General features: G+C 63.1%; 20 protein-coding genes and 1 pseudogene. 11 read left to right on the top strand and 10 right to left on the bottom strand.

Annotated features, from left to right (window positions below; translation table 11 throughout):
- Positions 1 to 5 precede the first annotated feature (5 nt).
- The 4 genes from lhgD to SINAR_RS0105620 all read left to right on the top strand — a co-directional run bounded on the left by lhgD (position 6) and on the right by SINAR_RS0105620 (position 6,375).
- Positions 6 to 1,220 (top strand): L-2-hydroxyglutarate dehydrogenase, encoded by a 1,215-nt coding sequence (gene lhgD, locus SINAR_RS0105640; RefSeq protein ID WP_027998171.1) that lies wholly within the window; start codon positions 6 to 8, stop codon positions 1,218 to 1,220.
- Between the two features lie 165 nt (positions 1,221 to 1,385).
- Positions 1,386 to 3,260 carry a sigma-54-dependent Fis family transcriptional regulator gene (locus SINAR_RS0105635; RefSeq protein ID WP_027998170.1) on the top strand — a complete coding sequence of 625 codons (1,875 nt, stop codon included), beginning with the start codon at positions 1,386 to 1,388 and terminating at the stop codon, positions 3,258 to 3,260.
- 170 nt (positions 3,261 to 3,430) lie between these two features.
- Positions 3,431 to 4,504 carry a 2,3-butanediol dehydrogenase gene (locus SINAR_RS0105625; protein ID WP_027998169.1) on the top strand — a complete coding sequence of 358 codons (1,074 nt, stop codon included), beginning with the start codon at positions 3,431 to 3,433 and terminating at the stop codon, positions 4,502 to 4,504.
- Positions 4,505 to 4,572: 68 nt separating this feature from the next.
- On the top strand, positions 4,573 to 6,375 hold the full coding sequence (locus tag SINAR_RS0105620; protein ID WP_027998168.1) for an NAD(P)/FAD-dependent oxidoreductase: 1,803 nt from the start codon (positions 4,573 to 4,575) through the stop codon (positions 6,373 to 6,375).
- A gap of 198 nt (positions 6,376 to 6,573) precedes the next feature.
- On the opposite strand, the gene SINAR_RS0105615 is transcribed toward SINAR_RS0105620, so the two are convergent.
- Entirely contained in the window at positions 6,574 to 7,278 is a 705-nt protein-coding gene (locus SINAR_RS0105615) for a GntR family transcriptional regulator (RefSeq protein WP_027998167.1), read from the bottom strand.
- Between the two features lie 101 nt (positions 7,279 to 7,379).
- Between SINAR_RS0105615 and SINAR_RS0105610 the strand changes: the two genes are divergently transcribed.
- Both SINAR_RS0105610 and SINAR_RS0105605 read left to right on the top strand, forming a co-directional pair.
- A complete protein-coding gene (locus tag SINAR_RS0105610; protein ID WP_027998166.1) occupies positions 7,380 to 8,111 on the top strand; it encodes a FadR/GntR family transcriptional regulator in 732 nt (243 codons plus the stop codon).
- A gap of 67 nt (positions 8,112 to 8,178) precedes the next feature.
- The gene (locus SINAR_RS0105605) at positions 8,179 to 9,135 is read left to right on the top strand and encodes a dihydrodipicolinate synthase family protein (RefSeq protein ID WP_027998165.1); all 957 of its coding nucleotides are present in this window, start codon (positions 8,179 to 8,181) and stop codon (positions 9,133 to 9,135) included.
- Positions 9,136 to 9,151: 16 nt separating this feature from the next.
- On the opposite strand, the pseudogene SINAR_RS1000000138265 reads toward SINAR_RS0105605, so the two are convergent.
- The 6 genes and pseudogenes from SINAR_RS1000000138265 to SINAR_RS0105575 form a co-directional block, all read right to left on the bottom strand.
- Positions 9,152 to 9,339: pseudogene (locus tag SINAR_RS1000000138265) on the bottom strand (2-hydroxyacid dehydrogenase); the annotation flags it as partial.
- 2 nt (positions 9,340 to 9,341) lie between these two features.
- Positions 9,342 to 10,067, bottom strand: coding sequence for a ribonuclease activity regulator RraA (locus SINAR_RS0105595; protein WP_027998164.1), 726 nt, complete (start codon positions 10,065 to 10,067; stop codon positions 9,342 to 9,344).
- Between the two features lie 164 nt (positions 10,068 to 10,231).
- Positions 10,232 to 12,436: an amylo-alpha-1,6-glucosidase gene (locus SINAR_RS0105590; protein ID WP_027998163.1), complete on the bottom strand. Its 2,205-nt coding sequence runs from the start codon at positions 12,434 to 12,436 to the stop codon at positions 10,232 to 10,234.
- Positions 12,437 to 12,563: 127 nt separating this feature from the next.
- Positions 12,564 to 13,664 (bottom strand): glycosyltransferase family 4 protein, encoded by a 1,101-nt coding sequence (locus tag SINAR_RS0105585; protein ID WP_027998162.1) that lies wholly within the window; start codon positions 13,662 to 13,664, stop codon positions 12,564 to 12,566.
- A 153-nt stretch (positions 13,665 to 13,817) separates the two neighbouring features.
- The gene (locus SINAR_RS0105580; protein WP_027998161.1) at positions 13,818 to 14,495 is read right to left on the bottom strand and encodes a phosphoribosylanthranilate isomerase; all 678 of its coding nucleotides are present in this window, start codon (positions 14,493 to 14,495) and stop codon (positions 13,818 to 13,820) included.
- Positions 14,496 to 14,514: 19 nt separating this feature from the next.
- Entirely contained in the window at positions 14,515 to 15,369 is an 855-nt protein-coding gene (locus SINAR_RS0105575; protein WP_084617072.1) for a MurR/RpiR family transcriptional regulator, read from the bottom strand.
- A gap of 140 nt (positions 15,370 to 15,509) precedes the next feature.
- Here SINAR_RS0105575 and SINAR_RS0105570 point away from each other — a divergent pair, with 140 nt between their 5' ends.
- The 5 genes from SINAR_RS0105570 to SINAR_RS0105550 are packed head-to-tail and all read left to right on the top strand — an operon-like array spanning position 15,510 to position 20,814.
- Complete coding sequence (locus tag SINAR_RS0105570) at positions 15,510 to 16,760, top strand: ABC transporter substrate-binding protein (RefSeq protein ID WP_234710568.1); 1,251 nt, start codon at positions 15,510 to 15,512, stop codon at positions 16,758 to 16,760.
- 58 nt (positions 16,761 to 16,818) lie between these two features.
- Entirely contained in the window at positions 16,819 to 17,727 is a 909-nt protein-coding gene (locus SINAR_RS0105565) for a carbohydrate ABC transporter permease (RefSeq protein ID WP_027998158.1), read from the top strand.
- Complete coding sequence (locus SINAR_RS0105560) at positions 17,724 to 18,560, top strand: carbohydrate ABC transporter permease (protein ID WP_027998157.1); 837 nt, start codon at positions 17,724 to 17,726, stop codon at positions 18,558 to 18,560. Before SINAR_RS0105565 ends, SINAR_RS0105560 begins: the two co-directional genes overlap by 4 nt.
- Before the next feature lie 43 nt (positions 18,561 to 18,603).
- Positions 18,604 to 19,806, top strand: a complete 1,203-nt coding sequence (locus SINAR_RS0105555; protein ID WP_027998156.1) for a trans-sulfuration enzyme family protein — start codon at positions 18,604 to 18,606, stop codon at positions 19,804 to 19,806.
- Positions 19,807 to 19,863: 57 nt separating this feature from the next.
- Positions 19,864 to 20,814 carry a carbohydrate kinase family protein gene (locus SINAR_RS0105550; RefSeq protein WP_027998155.1) on the top strand — a complete coding sequence of 317 codons (951 nt, stop codon included), beginning with the start codon at positions 19,864 to 19,866 and terminating at the stop codon, positions 20,812 to 20,814.
- A 202-nt stretch (positions 20,815 to 21,016) separates the two neighbouring features.
- Here the strand turns inward: SINAR_RS0105550 and SINAR_RS0105545 are convergent, their stop codons facing one another.
- From SINAR_RS0105545 to SINAR_RS0105535, 3 genes are read right to left on the bottom strand one after another with little or no spacing between them, the layout of a single operon-like run.
- Positions 21,017 to 21,898, bottom strand: a complete 882-nt coding sequence (locus tag SINAR_RS0105545) for a dihydrodipicolinate synthase family protein (RefSeq protein WP_027998154.1) — start codon at positions 21,896 to 21,898, stop codon at positions 21,017 to 21,019.
- Positions 21,898 to 23,544, bottom strand: coding sequence for an ABC transporter ATP-binding protein (locus tag SINAR_RS0105540; protein ID WP_027998153.1), 1,647 nt, complete (start codon positions 23,542 to 23,544; stop codon positions 21,898 to 21,900). The genes SINAR_RS0105545 and SINAR_RS0105540 overlap by 1 nt, the downstream gene beginning before the upstream one ends.
- A complete protein-coding gene (locus tag SINAR_RS0105535; protein WP_027998152.1) occupies positions 23,537 to 24,460 on the bottom strand; it encodes an ABC transporter permease in 924 nt (307 codons plus the stop codon). The genes SINAR_RS0105540 and SINAR_RS0105535 overlap by 8 nt, the downstream gene beginning before the upstream one ends.
- Positions 24,461 to 24,471 lie beyond the last annotated feature (11 nt).

The following is a 24,471-nucleotide window of genomic DNA, read 5'->3' as shown; positions in this document are numbered from 1 at the left end:
GCGGATTGTACGACTATTGCATCATCGGAGGCGGCATCGTCGGCCTCGCGACCGCCATGGAGCTGCAGGAACGGATGCCCGGCGCGAGTATCCTGCTCCTGGAAAAGGAACGGGAGCTCGCGCGTCATCAGACGGGCCACAACAGCGGCGTGATCCATGCGGGAATCTACTACGCACCCGGTTCCCTGAAGGCCAAGCTGTGCCGCGAGGGAGCGCAGGCGACGAAGCAGTTCTGCACCGAAAACGGCATCCCCTTCGAAAGCTGCGGCAAATTGCTGGTGGCGACGAACGATGCCGAGATCGAGCGCATGGAGGGCCTGGAAGAAAGAGCGCAGCAGAACGGGATCGAATACACTCGCCTTTCGAAATCCCAATTGCGATCGGACGAGCCGAATATCGCCGGCCTTGGTGCGCTTCTCGTCCATGCGACGGGGATCGTTGATTACTCGGCCGTTTGCCGGGCGATGGCCGAGCGCATCGAAGCCCGGAGCGGTGAAATTCGGCGCGGGATAGAAGTGACTGCCATTGCCGAGGAGGACGGCGGTGTGCGGATCGCAAGTGCGTCGGGCCGCATCGAAACGCGCAGACTGATCGCCTGCGCCGGCCTCCAGTCCGACCGCATCGCCCTGATGGCCGGACTGAGGATCGCCCACCGGATCGTCCCGTTCCGGGGGGAATATTACGTATTGCCGGAAACGAAGGCCGGTGTGACCCGGCGCCTGATCTACCCCATTCCCGACCCGGACCTGCCTTTCCTCGGAATTCACCTGACCCGGACGATCGACGGAGGCATGACCGTCGGGCCCAATGCGGTACTGGGCTTTGCCCGCGAGGGCTACCCGAAGGGCAGCTTCGCCGCGGCCGATGTGGCGAGCATGGCTACCTTTCCCGGCTTCTGGAAGATGGCGGCGAGGAACTGGCGTTCGGCGATCACGGAATTCGCCAATTCGGCATCGCGGTCCCGCTATCTGCGGGAATGCCGGAAATACTGCCCGTCGCTCACGATAGCCGATCTCGCGGTCCCGCAGGCCGGCATCCGGGCGCAGGCGGTCATGGCCGACGGGAGCCTCGTCCACGACTTCCTCTTCGAAGAGACCGAACGGATGCTCCACGTCTGCAATGCGCCCTCGCCGGCTGCGACCTCTGCCATTCCGATCGGCCGCATGATCGTGGATCGCCTGCTCGAGGGGGCTGCTCGCAGGCCGGCTCGATCCGAATGATCGGCAGGGCAGGCCCGCAGTCGGTTTGGCGGAGATATGCCCTCCGTCATCCCCGCGACGCCTTCGATCCAAGAACGAAGGGGCGCCCGTTTCCTTTACTTTCGCCGCTGCCATGCGCACACTCTGCCGGAGGAGCGAGCGCGGTCCGTTGGGAGGCGGGGCATGGTGATTTCACATTCCGAGCATATCCGCGAAATCGAGCGCGTCAGCCGCGGCCTTCCAGTGAGCCGCGACGATAAGGTCGTTAAATCGTGGCTGCGCTGCCTGGAGCATCACCGGCTCGATCCGGCGCAGAGCTGCGAAGCCTATATCGTGCCGGAAACGCGGCTTAGGGAGCACCGTCAGCAGTCGGAGGACCTGATCGGCATTGCGCGTTCGGGGCTGGAGCACCTGTTCCGTCAGGTGGCGGGACAGAATTACGTCCTGCTGCTGTCAGACCGCGAAGGTGTGACGGTCGAGTTTCTCGGCGATCCCCTCTTCGGCAACAGTTTGCGCAAGGCGGGGCTCTATCTCGGCTCGGAATGGTCCGAATGGCGCGCCGGGACCTGTGCCGTCGGCGCGTGCCTGGAAACGGGTGAGGCGCTGACCATCCACCAGACCGACCATTTCGACAACACCCACACGCCGCTCTCCTGCACGGCGGCCCCGATCTACGATATCCAGGGCGAACTCTCGGCCGTCCTCGACATCTCGCTGTTGAGTTCGCCGATCCTCAAGGCGAGCCAGAACCTGGCGCTGCATCTGGTGACCGCAACAGCAAGGCGCATCGAACTTGCCAATCTGATGGCGCGGGCGCGGAACCAATGGGTGCTGCGCTTCTCCCGCTCGCCCGAATTCCTCGACGTCGATCCGGAGGCTGCGATCTCGATTGACGGTCTCGGCCGGATCGCCGGCATGACGCATGCGGGGGCGAAAATCCTTGCGCGCTCGACGGGCCTCGACTGGCGCGATCCGCGGCAACTGATCGGCGAGCCGGTGTCGCGCTTCTTCGACATCGAGGTCGATGATCTTTCCAACCTTACCCGTCGGCGCCCGACCCAGGAGCGGCTCGTCTTCGCCCGGGACGGAAATGCGCTCTTCGCCCATGCGATCGAACCGCACTCGAGCGTCCGCGGACCGGCCGTCTCGCGCGAGCAGATTCCACCGGCATTGCGGCGGCTCGGCGGCGCTGCGCCCGTGATCGCGGCGCTGCAGGCCAAGGCCGCCAAGCTCGCGCGGACGGGCCTGCCGATCCTCATTCAAGGCGAGACGGGGACGGGTAAGGAACATCTGGCGCGGGCCATCCACGAGGGCAGCGGTCTCGACGGTCAGTTCGTCGCCATCAATTGTGCGGCGATCCCCGAGCAACTGATCGAAAGCGAGCTGTTCGGCTACCTGCCGGGCGCTTTCACGGGTGCTTCGGCGAAGGGCCGTAAGGGACTGATCGAGCAGGCCGACGGCGGCACGCTCTTCCTCGACGAGATCGGCGACATGCCGCTCTCTCTGCAAAGCCGGCTGTTGCGCGTGCTTGCCGAGGGCGAGGTGTTACCGGTCGGCGGCACGGCGCCGCGGAAGGTGCGTATACGGGTCGTATCGGCGTCGCACCGGCCGCTGCAGACGCTTGTCGCGCAAGGGGTATTCCGCGAAGATCTCTATTACAGGCTCAATGCCGCGACCCTCACGCTTCCGGCGCTCAGGGACAGGCCCGATTTCGACTGGGTCCTGGAGCAGCTCCTGAAACGGCACGGCGACGGTGAGTTGATACTGTCCCAAGCCGCCTTGGCTGCGCTCAAGGCCCATGATTGGCCGGGAAATATTCGCGAGCTCGACAATGTCGTCGCCGTGTCCGCAGCGCTTGCCGAGAACGGCGTCGTGGAGCTCGGCGATCTGCCGGACCACCTCCTGGTGAATGCGGACACCGTCGGCGAAAGCGAGGCGAGCGCGGCCCTGAGGCTGATGCTTGCTGCTTGCGACTGGAACATTTCGGAGACCGCCCGGCGGTTGGGGCTCGATCGCTCGACGGTGCACCGGCAGATCAAACGCTACCGCCTCAAGCGCTGAGCAGGATTCTCCCGCGCAACAGGTCGGGTGCCGCAGCTGTGGCATTCAGATGGCCGAGTGCAACAAGTCCGGCCATCACCGGCATTGATTACATTGCATTTTCCTGATTCCGACAATTGGCACGGCCATTGCAACTCGCTGCCCGGGCACCACAGCCATCGGGAGGAAACATGCGAGCGCTCAGATTTCATGCGGCACGGGATCTCAGGATTGAAAACATCCCGGCGCCTGGCAAACCCGCAGCAGGACAGGTGCTGGTCCGCAACCGCTTCGTCGGCATCTGCGGAACGGACCTGCACGAATACGCCTATGGCCCGATTTTCATTCCAAAGGAGCCGCATCCTTTCACGGGCGCCCATGGGCCCCAGGTCCTTGGCCACGAGTTCGGCGGAGTAGTGGAGGCGGTCGGCGAGGGTGTGACTTCGGTTCGCCCTGGCGACCGGGTCTCCGTGCAGCCGTTGATCATGCCGCGCGCCGGCGACTACTTCGCCGATCGCGGTCTCTTCCATCTAAGTACGGATCTGGCGCTCGCGGGTTTGAGCTGGGCATGGGGAGGCATGGCGGAATATGCGCTCCTCAACGAATACAATGTCGAGAGGATTCCCGACGAGATGACCGACGAGGAGGCGGCACTCGTCGAGCCGAGCGCCGTCGCGGTCTACGCTTGCGATCGCGGCGGGGTGACGGCGGGAAGCAGTGTGCTCGTGACCGGTGCGGGGCCGATCGGCGTACTGACGCTTTTTGCCGCGCGCGCGGCCGGTGCTGCGCAGCTCTTCGTCTCCGACATCAACGACGCTCGCCTCGAATTCGTGTCATCCATCCTCCCGGACGCCGTTCCGATCAATCCGCGCCGGAGCAACCCAGGGGATGTGGTGCGCGCAGCTACGGAGGGCAAGGTCGGGTGCGACGTCGCCATCGAATGCGTCGGAAACGAGCAGGCGCTCAAGGCCTGCGTCGACGCCGTGCGCAAGCAGGGCGTTGTGGTGCAAACCGGGCTGCATCCCCACGAAAACCCGATCAACTGGTTCCAAGTCACCTTCAAGGACATCGATCTGCGGGGTTCCTGGGCCTATCCGACCCATTACTGGCCGCGCGTAATCCGCCTGGTCGCCTCGGGGCTTTTGCCCGCCAAGCGGGTCGTCACCGGACGCATTACTCTCGATCAGGCGGTGGCGGACGGCTTCGATGCGCTTCTCGACCCGGCCGGCAGGCACCTGAAGATCCTGATCGATCTCACGAACTGAACACGTGCATCCGGCGCGGGCGGTTGAGGAGCCGCCCGTGCGCCATCCAAGCGAAGAGGAGGATACCCATGCTTGAAGAAAGTCCCGGCACCCGCATCGATACCGCGCTCGCCAAACTCGGAAAAGCCTTTGAGCAGGGCGACATCGATGCGGCCGTCAACCTGTTTCAGGCGGATTGCTATTGGCGCGACCTCGTCGCCTTCACCTGGAATCTCAAAACGATGGAGGGGCAGGACCAGATCCGCGACATGCTGACGACGCAGCTCGCGGCGATCAAACCGGCGCGACTGCGCCAGGACGAGAAGGAAGCGGCAAGCGCCAACGGCGGCGTCACCGAAGGGTGGTTCGAGTTCGAGACGGAGGTGGCGCGTGGCCACGGCCATATCCGCCTCAAGAACGGGCTGATCTGGACGCTCCTGACCACGATGACGGAGCTTAAGGGTCATGAGGAGCCGAAGGGGTTCAGACGCCCGCTCGGCGCCGAACACGGCCATGACCCCAACCGCAAGACCTGGAAGGAAAAGCGCGAAGCGGAAGCGGCCGAACTCGGTTACACGACCCAGCCTTATGTCGTCATCATCGGCGGCGGCCAGGGGGGAATTGCGCTCGCCGCGCGGCTGCGGCAGCTGGGCGTGGCGACGATCATTATCGAGAAGAACGAACGCCCGGGCGACAGCTGGCGCAAGCGCTACAAGTCGCTCTGCCTGCACGACCCGGTCTGGTACGACCATCTGCCCTACATTCCCTTCCCGGAAAACTGGCCGGTCTTTGCGCCGAAGGACAAGATCGGCGACTGGCTGGAGATGTATACCAAGGTGATGGAGCTCAATTATTGGAGTTCCACCACCTGCAAGTCGGCGCGATACGACGAAACGTCCAAGGAATGGACGGTGATCGTCGAGCGCAATGGAGAGGAGGTCGTCCTCAGACCGAAGCAGCTCGTTCTCGCAACAGGCATGTCCGGCAAGCCGAACGTGCCGAAACTCGAGGGCCAGGACATATTCAAGGGCGAGCAGCAGCATTCGTCCCAGCATCCCGGTCCCGATGCCTATCGCGGCAAGAAGGTCGTCGTCATCGGCTCCAACAATTCCGCGCACGATATCTGCGCCGCACTTTGGGAAGGCGGCGCGGATGTGACGATGGTGCAGCGATCGTCCACCCACATCGTCCGCTCGGACACGCTGATGGAGATCGGGCTCGGCGATCTATATTCCGAGCGGGCGCTTGCCGCCGGGATGACGACCCGCAAGGCCGACCTGATCTTCGCTTCGCTCCCCTACCGCATCATGCATGAGTTCCAGATCCCGCTTTACGAGAAAATGCGCGAGCGTGATGCCCGGTTCTATGCCGATCTCGAAAAGGCGGGCTTCATGCTCGACTGGGGCGCCGACGGCTCCGGCCTGTTCATGAAATATCTGCGCCGCGGCTCCGGCTACTATATCGACGTCGGCGCCTGCGACCTCGTCATCGACGGCAGCATCAAGCTGAAATCCGGCTCCGGCGTCAGCCATCTGACGGAGGATGCCGTTGTGCTGAAGGACGGCACGGTGCTTCCGGCCGATCTCGTCGTCTACGCTACAGGCTACGGTTCCATGAACGGCTGGGCAGCCGACCTCATCTCGAAGGAGGTTGCGGACAAGGTCGGCAAGGTCTGGGGCCTCGGCTCCGACACGCCGAAGGACCCCGGTCCATGGGAGGGCGAGCAGCGCAACATGTGGAAGCCGACGCAGCAGGAGGCGCTCTGGTTCCACGGCGGCAACCTGCATCAGTCGCGGCACTATTCGCAATATCTTTCGCTGCAGTTGAAGGCGCGCTGCGAGGGCATACCGACGCCCGTCTATGGCCTCCAGGAACGCCACCACCTTTCCTGATCGGCAGGATGCCAGCCGGAGAAGTCCGGCTGGCATCGGCGGTCCGGATTTCGGTATCCCGAGTGCGGACCGAGTGCGGCTTGCGTGGCAGCGCCCGCCGCTGTCGATGGCGGGATCAGGTGCCGCCCCCCGGAGCGTCTCTCTTTGCTCCCGGGTCATGACCGTGCCGGCGGAGCCTCTCGGCGGCTCGCGGGTCTCTTACCCGAGTTCTATGTAATCCGGATAGCGCGCCGCGATGTCGTCGATCATCGATAATGTCCCGGAGAGATGGGTCTTCATCGCCTGCGCGGCCTCGACCGGCGCACCCTTTTCGATCCCCTCGATGATCATGTCGTGAGTGTCCACCACACGTTTGGTGCCGACATTGACGAGATTGAGGCGCCGCAGACGATCGATATGGCCGCTGTGGCGGCGGATGATCGGCCAGATGTGCTCCAGCCCCGCTTCCTCGAAGATTATGAAGTGGAACGCACGGTCGGCTGCGAGAAAATCCGCATTTTCCTTCGAAGCGAGCGCTTTCAACTTGGTGTTCGCCGCTCGCAGCCGGTCTGCGATCTGCCGCCTGTCGACCTTCTCCGCCAGATTGAAGACGGCCTCCTGCTCGACGGCGCGGCGCATGAGATGGGTCTGGCGCGCCAGGTTGATATCGATTTTGGAGACCAGCGTCGCATATTGCGGATAGACGGTGACGAGGCCTTCCTCCTCCAGGCGCATCAGCGCGTCACGCACCGGCGTCTGGCTGAGCCCGAACTGTTTCTGCAGCTCGACGCGGGAGAGCGCCGTACCGGGAGCGAGTTCCAGCGCCAGGATCTTCTCGCGAAGATATTCAACAATTTGCGGCGCAATCTGCCGGGTGCGATCAAGGCCGCTGCGATGTTTGGCGGTCGGAGCTTCCGATGTCAAAAATCCACTCCTCCAGGATGGTTCCCGTTCCTGTAATAATGCATTAATGTGTTAGTGTGAAGTGGACCTGCCGGCCCGCCGGCAGGACAGGAGGGATCGCCGTGCCCGGGAAGTCGCCCATCCTCGAAAGCCCCGTCGAAGCCCGCCCTTCGAGCTATGCCGATCAGGTCTATGGACGCATCCTGCATGACATATTGAATGGCATCTTTCAGCCGGGTGCAAGGCTGCCGACTGAGAACGAACTCGCCGAACGCTTCGGTGTCTCGCGGCCGGTCGTTCGCGAGGCGCTTGCGCGGCTGAGGGTGGATGGGCTCGTGGAAGCGAGACGCGGCAGCGGGACCTATGTCTTGAGCAGGCCCTCTCAGACTCTGCCGGAGCTGGCCGATCTGGAGGACATTTCGCGCTTCCTGCGCTATCAGGAGCTTCGCTTCTACGTGGAAGGTCAGGCGGCAGCACTGGCGGCGGAGCGGCGCACGGAAAAGCAGCTTGCCGCCATCCTCGAAGCCCACGAGACCTTCGCCCATGAGGTCGGCCGCGGGGCGTTCCTCCCCGAGAGCGACCGACGCTTCCATCTTGCGGTCTGCGAGGGAACCGGAAACGAGTTTTTTGCGAAGGCGCTGGAGGGGCCGGAGGTTTCGCTGACCAGTTTCATGAATGTCTCGCTTGCGCTCACCCGGTCCGGTTCGCAGGCGCGCGCCCGCCGCGTCGTCGCCGAACATGCCGAGATCGTCGAAGCGATCCGCACGAAAGATGCCGTTTGGGCACGGGTGGCCATGGAAACGCACATCATCAAGGCGCGTCGAAGGATGACGGACGGAACAATCGACTCCTGAAAGGTAAATATAATTTACAAATCAGTGGTCATGTTGTAATGAAAACCGACTTACGGAGGAGGTTTTCATGCAAACTCGACTTGATGCCAGTGATTACGCAGCTTCGGTGGTGGCGGTCCCACCCATCGCGCTGAATGCGGACCTGACGGTGAATTCTGCAGCCAATGCAGCGATCATCCGCCATATCGAGGCAGGCGGGGTCCGCATCCTTCTCTACGGCGGAAATGCCAATCTCTATCATTTCGGCCTGGAGGATTATCGCGCGGCCATGGAGGCGGTGATCGCGGGCGCCTCGCCGCAGACGCGTATCGTTACGTCGATCGGTCCGGATTTCGGGAAAGCCTTGGCGCAGGCGCCGATCGCCCGCGATCTGGGTTTCAAGAACGTGATGCTGCTCCCGACGCAATTTCCGGCAGATCCGGCCGGCGTCGCCAATGGCGTGCGCCGCCTCGCGGCGGTCCTTGGTCACGGCCTTGTGCTTTATCTGAAGCGGGAGAACTATGTCGATCCGGACGAGCTTGCCCGCCTGGTTTCGGAAGGCGCCGTCGATTTCGTCAAATATGCGGTGGAGCGTGCTGACCCGGCGCAGGATGCCTATCTCGACGCCGTGACAGCGGCGATCGGAAAAGACCGATTGGCCAGCGGCATGGGCGAAACGCCGATCCACGATCACCTCGGCCGCCGCGCATTGACGACCTATACTTCGGGCGCGGTCTGCATCGCCCCTTCGGCCGCGATGGAGCTCCTCAAGCTCTACAAGGCCGGGCGCGGCGTCGAGGCATTGGGACTCAGCCAGCCCTTCCTGGAATTCGAGAGAGTTCGCGCCGACCTTGGAGGCCTGCAGGTGCTCCATGACGGCATGCGGCTGGCAGGGATCGCGGATACGGGCCCGTTGATGCCCATGATCTCCAATCTGAGCGCTGCGAAGCTTGGCCCTGTCGGCATTGCGGTGGAGGCCTTGAAGGCGGCGGAAGCGGCGTGCCTGAGCCGGTCGGGGAAGGTGCCCGCGAGCGCTTCGGCCTGAGTTGACAGTTTCGTGTGGCCGCATCGATATGCGCGTGCCTGACGGCGATGCCGCGAATCCGCGCTCCGTATTCGGAAAGAAGCTGCCCGATCGCCGAGGCATCCTTCGGCAGCTGGCCGGTATTGAAGGTTCCTACAGTTCCAGATAGGTCTTTTCCGGCAGTTCGGCGGCCTGAAGAATGGCTATGTCCCGGAGCATCGCCATGCCTAGCGTCCCTTGGTCCGGCGCCAGGCCGCAAATTCCGTCTTCGTCTCATCCTTGGTCGCGGGATAGAGGCCGATGATGGAGCGGCCCTTCAGGACTTCCTCGGTGACGAAGTCTTCAAAGGCCGTCATCTCGACGGCTTCGGCGGCGATCTCGTCGGCGAGATGCGCGGGGACGATGACCACGCCTTCGCGATCCCCGACGACAACGTCTCCCGGCCAGACGGCGACGTCGCCGCAGCCGATCGGAACGTTGATGTCGAGCGCCTGGTGCAGCGTCAGGTTCGTCGGCGCGGAAGGACGGCTGTGATAGGCGGGGATGTCGAGCTCGCCGATTTCCGGGCTGTCCCGGAAACCGCCGTCGGTGACGACGCCGGCGACGCCGCGCACCATCAGACGCGAAACCAGGATCGAGCCTGCCGAAGCCGCCCGCGGGTCCTTCCGGCTATCCATCACCATGACGAAACCGGGTGGGCACTTCTCCACGGCCGTGCGCTGCGGGTGTTCGGGATTTTGAAAGACGGAAAGCTGGTTCAGGTCTTCTCGCGCCGGGATGTATCGAAGGGTAAAGGCCTGTCCGACCATGTTCTTCGCCTTCGGCGAGACCGGATGAACGTCCTGGATGAACTGGTTGCGCAGGCCGCGCTTGAAGAGGGCGGTGCACAAGGTGGCGCAGCTTACCCCTTCGAATTTCCTGCGTGTCTCGTCGGACAGAACATAGGCGGTCATTTTTCCTCCCTGGGAAGTTCGTGAAATCAGAAAATGTCGGGCTCGCCCACGGCTGTTCCGAAGGCGGTTTCGAGAAAGACGAAGTCGCAACCTTCATTGGCCTGCTAGTACAGATCGACCATCGGGATACCCGGACGATGGTCGGCTTGGATAATTTCGAAGTCTCAGTGCGTCGTCAGCACTTTCACGACGCCTCTCCGCTCCAGGACGTCCACGACGACCTGGGATCTCGATCGCCGCAGCGCTATGTCGACGAGCCCCGGTCCGACCCGCAGCCGCTTCAGCACGACCTCGTCGAGGAAGGGCGGGAGCGTCGGCTCGTTCAATGTGACATGCATTCTTCCGGCATCGAAGCCGAGGCCGATCATCGATTGGAGCAGATACAGAGGGGCCGCCGCCGCCCAGGCTTGGGGCACGCAGGAAACCGGATAGAAGGTCGGGCCGCGGGCGCGCTGGCGCGCGAAGCCGCAGAAGAGCTCCGGAAGGCGCCTGAGGTCGATATAGGTGGAGGCCGAGAACAGCCCTTCGAAGATGCTGGCCGCCTCGCCTTGAAAGCCGTAGCGCACGAAACCTGCTGCGATCAGCGCATTGTCGTGCGGCCAGACGGAGCCGTTGTGGTAACTCATCGGATTGTAGCGCGCCTCCGAGGCGGCGATCGTGCGCACGCCCCAGCCGCAAAACGAGGACTGCGCCATCAGCGTCGACACCACTCTTCCGGCGCGCTCCGGCAGGGCGATGCCGGTGAAGAGCGCATGACCTGCATTCGAGGAACGGACACGGCAGGGATTCTTGTCCCCGTCGAGAGCCAGCGCATAGGTCCCGAGCTCCTCGTCGAAGAAGGCCGTGTCGAACCGGAGGCGCAGGTCCTCGGCCCGCCGTTCGAGCTTCAGCGAATCCTCGGCATGGCCGAGCTTGCGCGACAGCCGGGCGGCCGCCTGCCAGGCGCCGAAGACATAGGCCTGTACTTCGGCGGACGCAATCGGCCCCTTGGCCAGTCTTCCATCGGCATGAAAGATCGAGTCGTGGCTGTCTTTCCAGCACTGATTCACCAGACCCTTGGCGGTGCGGCTTCCATATTCGACGAAGCCGTCGCCGTCGCGGTCGCCGAAACGATCTATCCAGTCAAGCGCCGCCACCACGCTCGGCCAGATGCTTCGCACGGTATCGAGGTCGCCGGTGCGGTCGAGATAAGCGCCGGCGAGCATGATGAAGAGGGGGGTCGAATCGATGCTGCCGTAATAGCGTCGGAAGGGTACCTCACCGAGTTCCGCCATTTCGCCATAGCGCATTTCATGCAGGATCTTGCCCGGCTCCGCATCGGCGGCGGGATCGAAGTCGGTCGCCTGATTGGCGGCGAGATGCCTGAGCACGCCTTTCGCGATCTCCGGGTCCAACCACAGGGTCTCGAGCGCGGTGATGAGCGCGTCGCGGCCGAAGACGGTGCTGAACCAGGGGATGCCGGCGTAAGGATAGGGACCTTCTGGTGTCTCGGTGAGTAGCATGTAGAGGTCGGTGACGCTGCGCCTCACGGCCTCGTTGAACACGGCATTGGAGGTCACGACCGCGGCGGCGCGCGAGGCGGAATAGCGCAGCGCCCTCCTGGCATCCCGCAACGCCAGAAAGAAGGTGAAGGCCGGAGGGTGTGGATTGCCATCGAGACTGTTGCAGACGATTTCGATGAAGATCGATTGGGCCTGATGCGGTGCGAGCTCGACGACAAAGCTCGCCTCCTGTCCGGTGAGCCTCTGCGGCTCCGGGTCGAAGCGGAGCGTCGTATTGCGGGTCTGGCCGTCGAGGCCGTCATAGGCCAGGACGACCTGACCGGTGCCGACCTGCGCGCTATGATGGGTGCCGCGGCGCCGCCTGGGGGTGCCGCGCACCTCGAAGAGGTCGGCGAAGTCGGCGGCGAAGGACAATTCGACCTGCAGTCTTCTGGGCACTTCGTCGAAGTTGCGCAGCACCAGGCGTTCGTAGCATGCCTCCTGCCAGAGGAACCGGGTACGCCGCACATGAATGAGGTCATGCTTCAAGACCTCGCCAGCGGCATTGAGCACGAGAGCCGGATTGGTGAGATCGCAGTCGAGTGTCGCGTTATCGTCCCTGAGCGTGGAACTCAGCAGGAGCGTCCGGGCGCCGTTCAATGTCAGCACGAATTGAGAGAGGTGGCGGGTGTCGCGATGGAAGATCCCCTCCGGGTTGGAAGGAGAGGAGAACGCATCGCCGTTGTGGTCGAACACGGCGAAAGTGTCGCCGTGCTTCAAGGACCTGGAGCTGCGCTCATAGCGCGAGACCGCTGCAGGCCCCAGGTCGTCCGCAGATGTTGCGTCGAGACCGGCTTGGGCCGGCCCCCCGGAGAGATTGGTTCCCATAGGATCGGTCTCCGTTGCATCGGAGCGGGTGCGGAAAATGCGGGCGGCCTGTCGGCCGCATCCCGCTCTCGCTCCCTCAGTAACTCGCGAAGCGTTCGGGGCGATCCGAACGCGTCGTGATCCGGTATCAGGCGACCCTGGTGAATCCAGGGCCGGCACCGCTTTCGTTGCTCGCGTGGATCGGCATGACCCTTTGACCGCAGCTCGCCAGGGCGCGATAGATGTCCAGATAATCATCCGCCATGCGCCGGGCAGTGAAGCGCCTGTCGAAGGTCGCACGGACCGTGTGTCGATCCAGCCGGTCGAGATTGCGGACCGCTTTCACGGCCTCCTCCATGCTGTCGACGATGAAGCCCGATACGCCGTGGTCGATGACCTCCGGCACCGCGCCGCAGCGGAAGGCGATCACCGGCGTGCCGCAGGCCATCGCCTCGATCATCACCAGTCCGAATGGTTCGGGCCAGTCGATCGGGAAGAGGAGGGCGCGTGCATGTCCGAGGAATTCGGCCTTCTGGCATTCGTCGATCTCGCCGATAAACTCGACATTCGGATAACGCCGGACAAGCGGCTCGATCTCGCTGAACCAATAGGCCTCGTCCGCCTTGTCGACCTTGGCGGCGATTTTCAGCGGCATATCGACCCGGGCAGCGATTTCGATCGCGCGGTCGGGCCGTTTTTCGGGAGAGATGCGGCCGAGAAAGGCGAGATAATCACCCCTCGGCCGACTGGTGAATGGGAGGACGTCCGGGGCCAGCCCATGATGCACCGTGGCGACCCAGCTGACCGGCGGCATCGGCTTTCGCTGGTCGTCGGAAATCGAAACCAGGGGGACATCCGGGAAGGCGGCGTAGAAGGGTTGAAGGTCGGGCAGATCGAGGCGGCCGTGCAGCGTCGTCACCGTCTTGCCGGCGAGGCCGCGGACAAGCGGAAAATGCAGAAGATCGACGTGGAAATGCAGTATGTCGAAGCCACTCGCCTGCCGGCGCACTTCCTCCAGCATCAGCATGTGATAGGGGATCGGATCCTGAACCGCAGGGTTCAATCGCAGCGCCATGTCCGAGCAGGGGATGAGCTTTGCCGAGGTCATCGAGTCGCCGCTCGCGAAGAGCGTGACCTCATGGCCCTGCCGGACGAGCTCCTCCGTCAGGTGGTGAACGACGCGCTCGGTCCCTCCGTAGAGCTTCGGCGGGACACGTTCGAACAGCGGTGCGATCTGGGCTATCTTCATGAACGACGCTCCTTCGGATCGGGATGTCATGAAGCGTTGTCAGCCTCAGGGTGGACAACATCTATGATCTAGTCGATGCGCCGAGCTCTTCAAGAGCAACGGCGAACCGATGCGACCGGATGATCACGGATCTGTTCTTTATGAAGGTGGGGCTCAGGCCGCTCTTGCAGCCTCCACGAAAGCCGCGATCTTGTCGATATCCTTGCGAAAGCCGCCTCCGGGAAGCGGCTGGTTCGTGTGGGTGAGGGAATCGACCGCCCAGGGGCGGACGGCTTCGATGGCCGCCTTGACGTTCTCCGGCTTGAGACCACCCGCGAGAATGACGGGGAGCCTGCTCCTGGCGACGACTTCGCGGCTGAGCGACCAGTCGTGCGTCACTCCCGCAGCGCCGATGCCGCCTATATGCGCGGCAACTGAGTCCAGGATGAACATGTCGGCGAAGGGCTCGAACGCGGCGGCATGATCAAGCGCCTCGGGACCGGTCATCGGAATTGCCTGCAGGATCCGCAAGGCGGGATGTCTTGCGAGCAGTCGGGCCCGCAACACTTCGACCTTTTCGGGTGTCACCAGTGCGATATCGCCGCACAGGTGCAGGACATCGGGACGAACCGCCTCGACCATCGCGGCGATGTCATCGAGGTCGCTTTCCACCGACAGGGCCACCCGCTGTGCCTTGCCTTCGAGGGCGTCGACGATCTCGCGCGCCGCAGCGAAGCTGATCTCCCCCGGTAGCCCGCGATTTGATGGCGTGACACCGAGATAGTCCACCCCGGCGGCTGCAGCAGCAACCGCCTCCGCCGCTGTTTGCATCGTATAGATCTGAATTTTCAAGGCGATATCCGTTTCGAGATTAGATTGACTTCGGAAGGATTGCGTTGACCATGCGTTCCTCGGTGAGTTGGGCGCGCTCGGCATTGCGCGAGACGAGTGCCGCATAGAGGGCGTCTATCAGGGTCATCTGTGCGATCTGCGCCGCCATCGGTTCGCTGCCCTGTTCGTGGGAAACGCTGACAAGCACGACGTCCGCCAGGCGCGCCAGCGGCGAACTGCTGTTGCCGGTGATACAGAGCGCGGAGGCGCCGCGCGCTTTCGCTTCCTGAAGCACGAGAACCGGATCGCTTGTGATCCCCGAATAGGAGATCGCGACCACCAGATCGCCCGGGCCGGTGAGCGCGGCATGCATGATCTGCAATTGTGAATCGACCGGCGCGTCGCAACGAAGGCCGAGCCGGATGCAGCGCTGATAGAATGCCTGCGCGACGATGCCCGAACCGCCGACGCCTCCGACCAGGATGTGCTTTGCATTGGCGATCAGATCCAGCGCCCTGGCGAAGGTCGCTTCGTCGAGAACGCCGAGCGTGTCGTTGAGCGCCTGTGTCATCGCGCGAAACAGCCGGCCCGCGGCCTGCAGATCGCTCGCCTCCGGCTCGCCCGAGATATCCCCGGTCGTTTCGCGAGGCTCCTGCGCCAAAGCCAGCTTCAGGTCGGTAAAGCCTTCGAAGCCGGCCGTGCGGCACATCCTCAACACAGTCGTGTCGCTGACATCCGTTGCCTGCGCGATCGCCGACATGGATTGCCGGATCGTGAGGTCGACGTTTTTCAGCATCCACAGTGCGACACGCCGTTCGGAGTCCGACAATTTCGGCAAAACGCTGCGCAGCCGGCTGCTGGCTGGAACGGAGGGACCACGCAGGTCAACAGTCATGGCGTCTCTCTGCAAGCTGAAGCTGTCCTAAGACCTGCTGTTAGCATGGGTATGTTGTGGTGTCACTATGGACACGGGATTTTTATTGTGGCATCACTGCAAATGGCGGCAGGCCGGCCGCCGAAAACGGGGAGGATACCGTGAGTCTGAAACGTCTTCTGATCGCCGCCGCCGCCGCGCTTACCGCAATCCCGGCTTCCGCCGGAGAACTTTCGTTCTGGCACGCCTATGCGGGGCAGCAGGACAAGGTCGAATTCATCGATTTCGCCCTCGGCGAATTCGCCAAGGCGCATCCCGACGTCAAGCTCGACGTGGTCGCCGCCGAGCAGTCGGCCTACAAGACGAAGCTCAATACCGCCATGGCCTCTGGCAATCCTCCGGATGTATTCTACACGCTGCCGGGCGGCTTCCTGAACGCTTTCGTCAATGGCGGGCAGATGTATGCCCTCGACGAAGAGCTCGCCAAGGACGGGTGGCGCGAAAGCTTTCTCGAAAGCGCGATCGCCCAGACAAGCAAGGACGGCAAGACCTATGCCGTGCCCGTAGACGTCGATTCCGTCGTGTTCTGGTACGACAAGGCGCTTTTTACCGAGAACGGCTGGACAGTGCCGAAGACCTATGACGAACTGCTCGCCCTTGCCGAGAAGGTGAAAGGCGACGGTTTCGTTCCCTTCGCGCTCGGCAACAAGGACTCCTGGCCGGCCACGTTCTGGTTCCAGTATCTCGAGATGCGGCTCAAGGGCTCGGGTGTCGTCTCGAGTTTCGCGAACAAGGATCCGGACGCGACGCTTGGCGCCGAGGCGACCAAGGCAATGGAATTGGTCGCCGAAATTGCCGGCAAGGAATATTTCCCGATCGGCTTCAACGGTATGAGCGACCAGGAAGCCAATATGCTCTTCCTCAACGGTCAGGCCGCCATGATGCTGAACGGCACCTGGCAGATCGGCGCATCGGCGGACGCGCCGGAAGGCTTCGACCTCGGTTATTTCGCCTTCCCGGCCGTCGAGGGCGGGGCCGGCGACCAGTCCGACGTGCTCGCCGGCGTCGCCGCAAGTTTCGGCATATCGCAGAAGGCGGAGGACAAGGGCGACGCGGTTACCTTGCTGAAGTTTCTTACTTCGCGCGAGGTGATGACGAAGTACGTCGAGTTGCGCAAGACGATGGTGACCGTCAAGGACGCCACCACCGAAACGGCAGCGGGTCCGGTCCTCTACGACATCAGCAGCAACCTGATGAAGGGCGCCGGCCACCTGGATCCCTTTTACGACACCGCCATGCCGCCCGCGGCGACAAACATCTATTACAGTTCGCTGCAGGGGGTGCTCGACGGCTCGCTGTCGCCCGCGGACGCGGCCAAGCGCCTCGAGGATGCGTTGCGGGCAGCCAAATAGTCCGCCTTGGGCAAACGTTCCGGCCGCTGGCCTGCGGCCGGAATCTTGAGGGAAAAGCATGAGCGCTGGCATAGGCTTTGCAAAGAGATACAACCGGGCTGCCATTCTTTTTCTGTCGCCCGCCTTGGTCTTCGTCTTCGCCTTCGTCGCCTATCCGGTGGCCTATGCAGGCTGGCTTTCTCTCTTCCGCTGGGATGGTGCCTCGGCTCCGCAATTTCTTGCCGCGGGAAATTTCGTGCGTCTCGCCGGTGATGCGATCTTCTGGCAAGCGCTCTTTCGCAACATCCTGGTGGCGCTCTCGGCAATCGTTCTGCAAGTCTTTCTGGCGCTCGCAATCGCCTATTGCCTCGTCCGTATCGTTCCTGCCTTCAGCCGGATTTTCCTCTTCTTCTATCTCGTGCCGGTCATGGTCAGCGAAATCTGCATCGGGCTGCTCTGGCGCTTCATGTACAATCCGTATTTCGGCCTCGTGAATGCGGCGCTTTCGGCAATCGGTCTAGACAGCCTCAAGCGCGGTTGGCTCGGAGAATCCGCAACCGCATTCTCCGCCGTGGTCGTCGTCATGAGCTTCACCTATCTCGGCCTCTATGTGCTTCTTTTCGTGGCCGCCGTGCGCAACGTGCCGGAAGGCGTCTACGAGGCCGCGGAAATCGACGGTGCCGGCGAGTTCCGCAAGTTCTTTTCGATCACTATGCCCATGGTGTGGGACGCCGTGCGCGCCAATTCGCTTCTGGCGATCATCGGTTCGCTCAAGACCTTTTCTCTTGTCTTCGTCCTGACGAATGGCGGGCCCAATCACGCGAGCGAAGTGGTGTCGACCTATCTCTACAAGATGGGCTTCGGAAGCTTCGAGATGGGTTACGCGGCGACGATCGGCTTCGCCCAGATGGTGCTGACCGCACTCGGAGCATGGATCGCTTTCCGCTACCTGAAGCGGGTGGGTGCGGGCGCAGGGGCCTGGTCATGACCTCAGTCCGCCGCTGGAATCTGACAAGTACCATCGTGCTGGCAGTGCTGACGGCGCATGTGCTGATGGTGATTTTTCCATTCGTCTGGATGATTTACAGCACCTTCAAGACCAACAGGGAGTTCATGCGTTCCGTCTGGTCGCTGCCGAAGAGCTTCTCCCTCGATGCCTATGTCGGCGCGTGGAGTGGCGGAGCCTTGGGGGGCTATGCCGTCAACTCGCTGCTGATCATGGCGGGCGCGACCATGATAACGGTCATCCTTGCGACACTCGCCGGGTTCGCGCTTTCTGCCTATCGGCCGCGTTGGCTGCCGGCAGTCGAATTGAGCATGACCGCCGCAATGGCGATTCCGGCCTATGTCGCACTTGTACCGCTGGTCGTCATGCTGCGCGGCGCGGGCCTTCTCGATACCCATCTCGGCGTCATACTGCCGACAGCCGCTTTCAACGTGCCCGTCTCGATCTTCATCATGCAGGCGTTCTTCAACACGCTCCCGCGCGACCTGTTCGACGCCGCCAGGATGGACGGTGCCTCGGAGTGGAAGATCTTCCTGCGGGTGGCGCTGCCCATTGCCCGCCCCGCCATGTTTACTGTCGCAATCGTCAACATGATCTGGGTCTGGAACGACTTCCTGTTCCCCGTCGTCTTCATCAACAGCCCGGCACGCAAGACCTTGCCCGTGGGTCTGACCGATTTCGTCGGCGAGCACATAACCAATTACCCGGTGATGCTGGCTGCGATCCTCATCGCAGCCATCGCACCGCTCATCCTCTTCGTTTTCTTCGAACGCCAGATCACGGCGGCCCTTATCGGCGGAGCCGTCAAGGAGTGAACCGCCGAACCGGTGCCGCCGCCAAATTTCCAGGAGAGTCGCGATGTCCCCCAAAGAACTCGATTTTGCAAGCCAGGCCGTCTTCTACGCGCCGGAGGAACATTCCCAGTCGATCAGCTACCCGATCTATATGTCGGCGAATTTCCAATATGAGGGGGACATCTACGATCGGATCGTCGCCGGGGCGCGCAAGGAAGTGAATATCTATTCGCGCTGCGGCAATCCGACGGAGTACAGGTTCGAAGAACATATCGCCAAGCTCACCGGCGGCACGGCGTGCCTCGCAACCGCATCGGGAATGGCGGCGATCTCGCATGCATTGTTCGGCATTCTGAAGGCCGGCGATCATATCGTCGCGGATCTGACGACCTATTCGAGTACCCATGAATTCTTCGATCATCGCGCCCAGGATTTCGGGCTTAAGGTGAGCCTGGTGGACTGCACCGATGTGAGGGCGGTCGAGAATGCGCTTACGGAAGAAACGAAGGTGCTCTATGTCGAGGCCATCGCCAATCCGACGATGAAGGTGCCGCCGCTGAAGGCGCTCGTGGAGTTGGCGCATGCGCGCGGCATCGTGGTGATCTGCGACAATACCTTTGCGTCGCCGGCGGTCTGCCGGCCGCATGATTTCGGCGTCGACGTCGTCGTCGAGAGCGCGACCAAGTTCATCGGCGGACATAATGATGCGGTGGGCGGAGTCATCACTCTCAAGTCCGACATCCTGCCGCCCGACTGGCTCGAAGACGTGCGCTGGAACACGTTAAACAAGCTGGGAGCGCCGCTTTCGCCCTTCAATGCATGGCTGCTTTTGCGCGGGGCGCAGACCCTGGCACTGCGCCTGGAGAAGCAATGCGCAAATGCGCTGGCGCTCGCAAAGCATCTCGAGGCTCACCCCAGGGTCAAGCGCGTCTTCTATCCCGGCCTGCCTTCGCATCCGAACCACGTATCCGCCAGCAAGCAGTTGCGCGGCGGCGGGGCGATGCTCTCATTCCAGGTCGATGACGAGGCGTCGGGCGTTCGGCTATTGAAGCGGCTGCAGCTTTGCAGCTTTGCTGCAAGCCTCGGAGGGCTCAGAACGACCACGCAGGTGCCCGCCACCATGGCCTTCCTGGACATTCCGAGCCAGGAGAGGGAGGCAATGGGCGTCGTGGACGGGCTCGTGCGTTTCTCCGTCGGCATCGAGCATATCGACGACATCATCGCCGATGTGGACCGGGCGATCGAGCAGATGCATATCGAAATCTGATTCTTTGCAGCTATGCGCTTCCACGAAAAGACCTTGGGAGTGCTCTAAGGCAGCCACATGTCCGCTATCGTCTTGCTTGGAGATATCAACATCGACGTGGTGCTCGATGTCCCCGCCTATCCCGCCGAAGGCGGCGAGGCGATAGCGACCGCCCAGACAACGGCTCTCGGCGGTTCCGCGACGAACACGGCCATTGCCCTTGCGCGGTCGCGGCACCGTTGCCGGCTGATCGGCAGGCTCGGGAATGATGCCTGGGGCGATAAGGCCCTTTCCGATCTGCGGGCGGAGGGAATCGACACCGGTTGGATCGGTCGCGACGACGCAGAGCCGACCCAAATCAATGTCGTGGCCGTCGGCAGGACCGGCGAGCGCACGATGTTCGCCTATCGGGGCGCCAACGTGCAACTTTCACCGGGCGCATTCAGTGACGCGGTATTCGATGCCGCGGAACTCTTCCATCTATCCGGCTACGCCCTGCTGCAGAGCCCGCAGTCCGACGCCGCCGAATATGCAATCGACATGGCCGTCGCACGGGGCATTCCGATCACGTTGGACATTCCGGGCGGTGTCGTTTCGGAGCTAGCGTCGGGCGTCAGGCCCCTGCTGCCAAGCCTGGACACGATCGTACTCGCCGATACGGATTTGTCCCCGCTCGCAGGCAAACCGTCCGGGATAGATCTGGACGAGGCGGTTCGCACCCTCCTTGACCTCGGCGTAAAACGTGTGGCCGTGAAGGCGAAAGAGGGACTGTCATGGCTTTATGACGCTCAGGGACGGGAAAGCGCCTCCTGGCTGCCGGCAGATGTCGTCGATACCACCGGGGCCGGCGACGCCTTTGCCGCCGGGCACATCCATGGGCGCCTCGCCGGCATGACGAGACAGGAATGCTGCCGGCTGGCCAACGCTTTCGGTGCATTGGCGGTTGCGCGGCGCGGGGCCGGGCGCGTAATGCCGACGATCGACGAGGCCTTCGCCTTGCTCCGGTCGGCGGATGATCTCACATTCTGAAATCACGCGGTCACGGACCTGGAAGTGCTCTAAATCACGAGAGCTTGCGGCTCGCTCCCATGAGAAATTCCTTCATTTTCGCCGTCGAGGGCCCTGTCGGGCCGGTAACCATGCATGTTGGCGTGCAATGCTGACTGCCGGGTCGGTCCTGTACCGGTCCGGTAAACGAGAGCTTCGAGATGAACGGGTAGGGGAACCGCTCTTACAGCAGCTGGTGCCGCACCAGAATCTCCCGGATACTTTCGTCCTGCTTCTCGTTCGGGAGCAGCGCCGGCTGGCGCGAAGCGCCGACGGAGGAGTCCTGTAGGTAGAGCGAGCGCTTGACCAAAGCGGGCGGGAAGCCGAGGGCATAAAGTTCGGTGCGGAAGGCTGTGTAGATTGCCTGCTGGCGTTCCGCCTCGGCCGTGTCCCCGTTGTTGAACGCGTTGAGAATACCGGCAAGCACCTCCGGCATGGCGTTGCCGAGGCCGGAAATGCAGCCGGCCGCACCGTTCTGCAGCGACCAGAGAACCAGATGATCGGGGCCGGAATAGACTTCGAAGCCCGGCACGTCGCGCGCCACCTGCAGATAGGCCTCGAGCGTATCCTGCGCACCACCGGAATCCTTGATCCCGGCGATATTGCCGTGCGCTGAAAGCTTCAGCGCCGTTTCCGGCTCGATGTGGTTCTGGGTGCGGGAGGGAATGTCATAGAGATAGACCGGTGTCTCTACGGCATCGGCGACCGTCGAGAAGTGCCGGATCAGGCCGTCCTGCGTACAGGCGATGAAGAAGGGGGTGATGACGGCGATGCCGCTGACGCCGATGCGGTCGAAGGCGCGCGCGAGCTGCAGCGTTTCGAAGGTCGCGGGCATGCCGGCATTGACGATGACATCGACGCGGCCGCCGACCTCGTCGACCACTTCCTCGGTAAGGCGGATCTTCTCCTCGTGCGTGAGCGCGGTGAAATCGCCATTGGTGCCGGCGCACATGATGTTGTTGCCGGCGGCGACCTGACGGCGCACCTGGGCACGGGTCGCCTCGTAATTGATCGTCTCGTCCTCGTTGAAGCAGGTGACGAGGGCGACGAAGGCTTTCTTGGACATCAGTGACTCCGCTTTGGGATGAGAATGTCGGCAGCCTCGGCCGGCACCGATGCGAGGTGGTCGGCCTTTGCATCCGGATCGGGATCGAGGCTGGCCGCGAGAAGGGCGCGGGTATAGGCCTGCCGCGGCGTATCGAAGACCTCGCGGACGGTGCCGAGCTCGACGACCTCTCCCTGCTGCATCACCATGACGTAATCGGCGAAATCGCGAACGACCGGGAGGTCATGGGCGATGAAGATGAAGGCGATCCCCATCTCGCGGCGCAGCTTGTCGAGAAGCTCGATCACTTGCGCCTGCACGGATACGTCGAGCGCGGAAACGGCCTCGTCGCAGATGATCAGCTCCGGCTCGAGCGCCAGCGCCCGGGCAATGGCGATACGCTGCCGCTGGCCGCCCGAAAACTGGTGCGGATAGCGGCTCATGTGCTCGGCCGAAAGGCCGACCTGCACCAGGAGCTCGGCCACGCGCCCGCGCCATTTTGCCTTGGGCAGGATGTCCGGGTGGATCACCCAGGCCTCGGAGATCAGCTGGTAGACCGTCATGCGCGGATTGAGCGACTGGGTCGGGTCCTGAAACACCATCTGGAGGTCGCGCCTGAGCTTGTAGAGCTCCGCCGGCGGCAGCGTGAACAGGTCGCGGCCCTTCCAGAGCGCCGTGCCGCTGTCCGGCTCGTCGAGACGCAGCAGGGCACGGGCAAGCGTCGACTTGCCGGAGCCGCTTTCTCCGACCACCGCCATGGTCTCGCCCGCCATCAGATCGAAGGAGATGCCCTTCAGAGCTTCGAAGGAGCCGTAGGTCTTGCGCACGTCGCGCACGCTGAGCAGGGGTTCGGCGCGGGTGCCGGGTTCGTGCATAACGCCCTTGCCCGGGGCGGCGGCTATGAGCTTCTGCGTATAGGGATGCTGCGGGTTCTTGTAGATCTCGCGCACGGTTCCCGCTTCGACGAGGACGCCCTTTTCCATCACGACGACCCGGTCGGCGATCTCGGAGACCACGCCGAGATCGTGGGTGATGATGAGCACCGCCATACCCGTTTCGCGTTGCAGCTCCGTCAGAAGCTTCAGCACTTCCGCCTGCACGGTTACGTCGAGCGCGGTCGTCGGTTCGTCGGCAATCAGGAGATCCGGCCGGAGCGCCAGCGCCATCGCGATCATGACGCGCTGGCGCTGACCGCCCGAAAATTCGTGCGGGTATTTGCGCATTGCCCGCTCCGGGTCGGGAATCCCGACTCGGCCCAGCAGGCGCAGGGCTTCCTCGCGCGCCTTGCCGGCGGCGAGTCCATGGGTGGTCATGGCTTCCGAGATCTGCCAGCCGACGCTGTAGACCGGATTGAGATGGCTGAGCGGATCCTGAAAGATCATGGCGACCCGGCGGCCGTTGATCTTGCGCCGTTCCTCGGCGGGCATCGACAGCAGGTCCCTGCCGTCGAGCAGGATTTCGCCGGCGCTGATGCGGCCCGGCGGCATGTCGATGAGGTTCATGATCGCCGCGGAGGACACCGACTTGCCGGAACCGCTTTCGCCGAGAATCGCCAGCGTCTCGCCCTTGTCGAGGTGATAGGAGATCGACTTCACGGCATGGACCACGCCGGACGCGGTGTGGAACTCGACGGAGAGGTTACGGACCTCGAGCAGATGTTCAGCCATTTTTGCCGCCCTTCATTTCGAGACGCCAGCGCTGTACCGGATCGAGCGCGATCCGCATCCAGTTGGACAGCAGATTGAGCGACATGGTGGTGAGAATGATGGCAAGGCCGGGCCAGAAGGAGAGCCACCAGGCGTTGGTCAGATATTGCCGCCCCTGCGAGATCATCAGGCCCCAGGTGATTTCCGGCGGCTGGATGCCGATGCCGAGGAAGGACAGCGCGCTCTCCGCCAGCATCACATAGGCGAAATCGAGCGTGGCGAGCGTCGTCAGCGTCGGCAGCACGACCGGCAGGATATGGCGGAAGAGGATGCGCTTGCTGGAGGCGCCCATGACGCGGGCAGCCTGGACGAACATGCGCTCGCGGATCTCCAGCACTTCGGCGCGTGTGGTGCGCAGATAGACCGGAATGCGGGTGATGGCGAGCACCAGCATGAGGTTGAGGATCGAGGAGCCGAGCACATAGAGCACGATCACTGCGATCAGCAGAGACGGAAAGGACATGATCACGTCGGCGAGACGCATGATGATCTGGCTCATGCGCGGCGAGGAAAAGCCGGCGATGAGGCCGAGAACGGTGCCGATCACCGAGGAGAGGATCACGGCGCCAGCGGCGACCATCAGGGTGTTCTGGGCGGCGACGATGATGCGGGCGAAGAGCGGACGGCCGAGCGCGTCGGCCCCCATCCACCAGACCCAGGTGCGGGTCCAGTCGAATGGCGGCAGGTTGCGGCCGCGCAGGTTCTGCTTCGTCGCGAGGTCGCCCAGCCAGGCCGGGCCGATGAGGGCTATGACGAGGACGACGAGAAGGAAGATCGCCGCGCAAAGCGCGAACTTGTCCGCCAGCAGCATGCGCATCATGCGGACCGGGAAGGACGGCTCTGCGGCGATGACATTATCGGTGGTTGCCAGGGTCATGGTCCGTTGCC

This window comes from Sinorhizobium arboris LMG 14919, from assembly GCF_000427465.1.
Lineage (GTDB): Bacteria > Pseudomonadota > Alphaproteobacteria > Rhizobiales > Rhizobiaceae > Sinorhizobium > Sinorhizobium arboris.
This window is presented reverse-complemented; position numbering and strand designations above follow the sequence as displayed.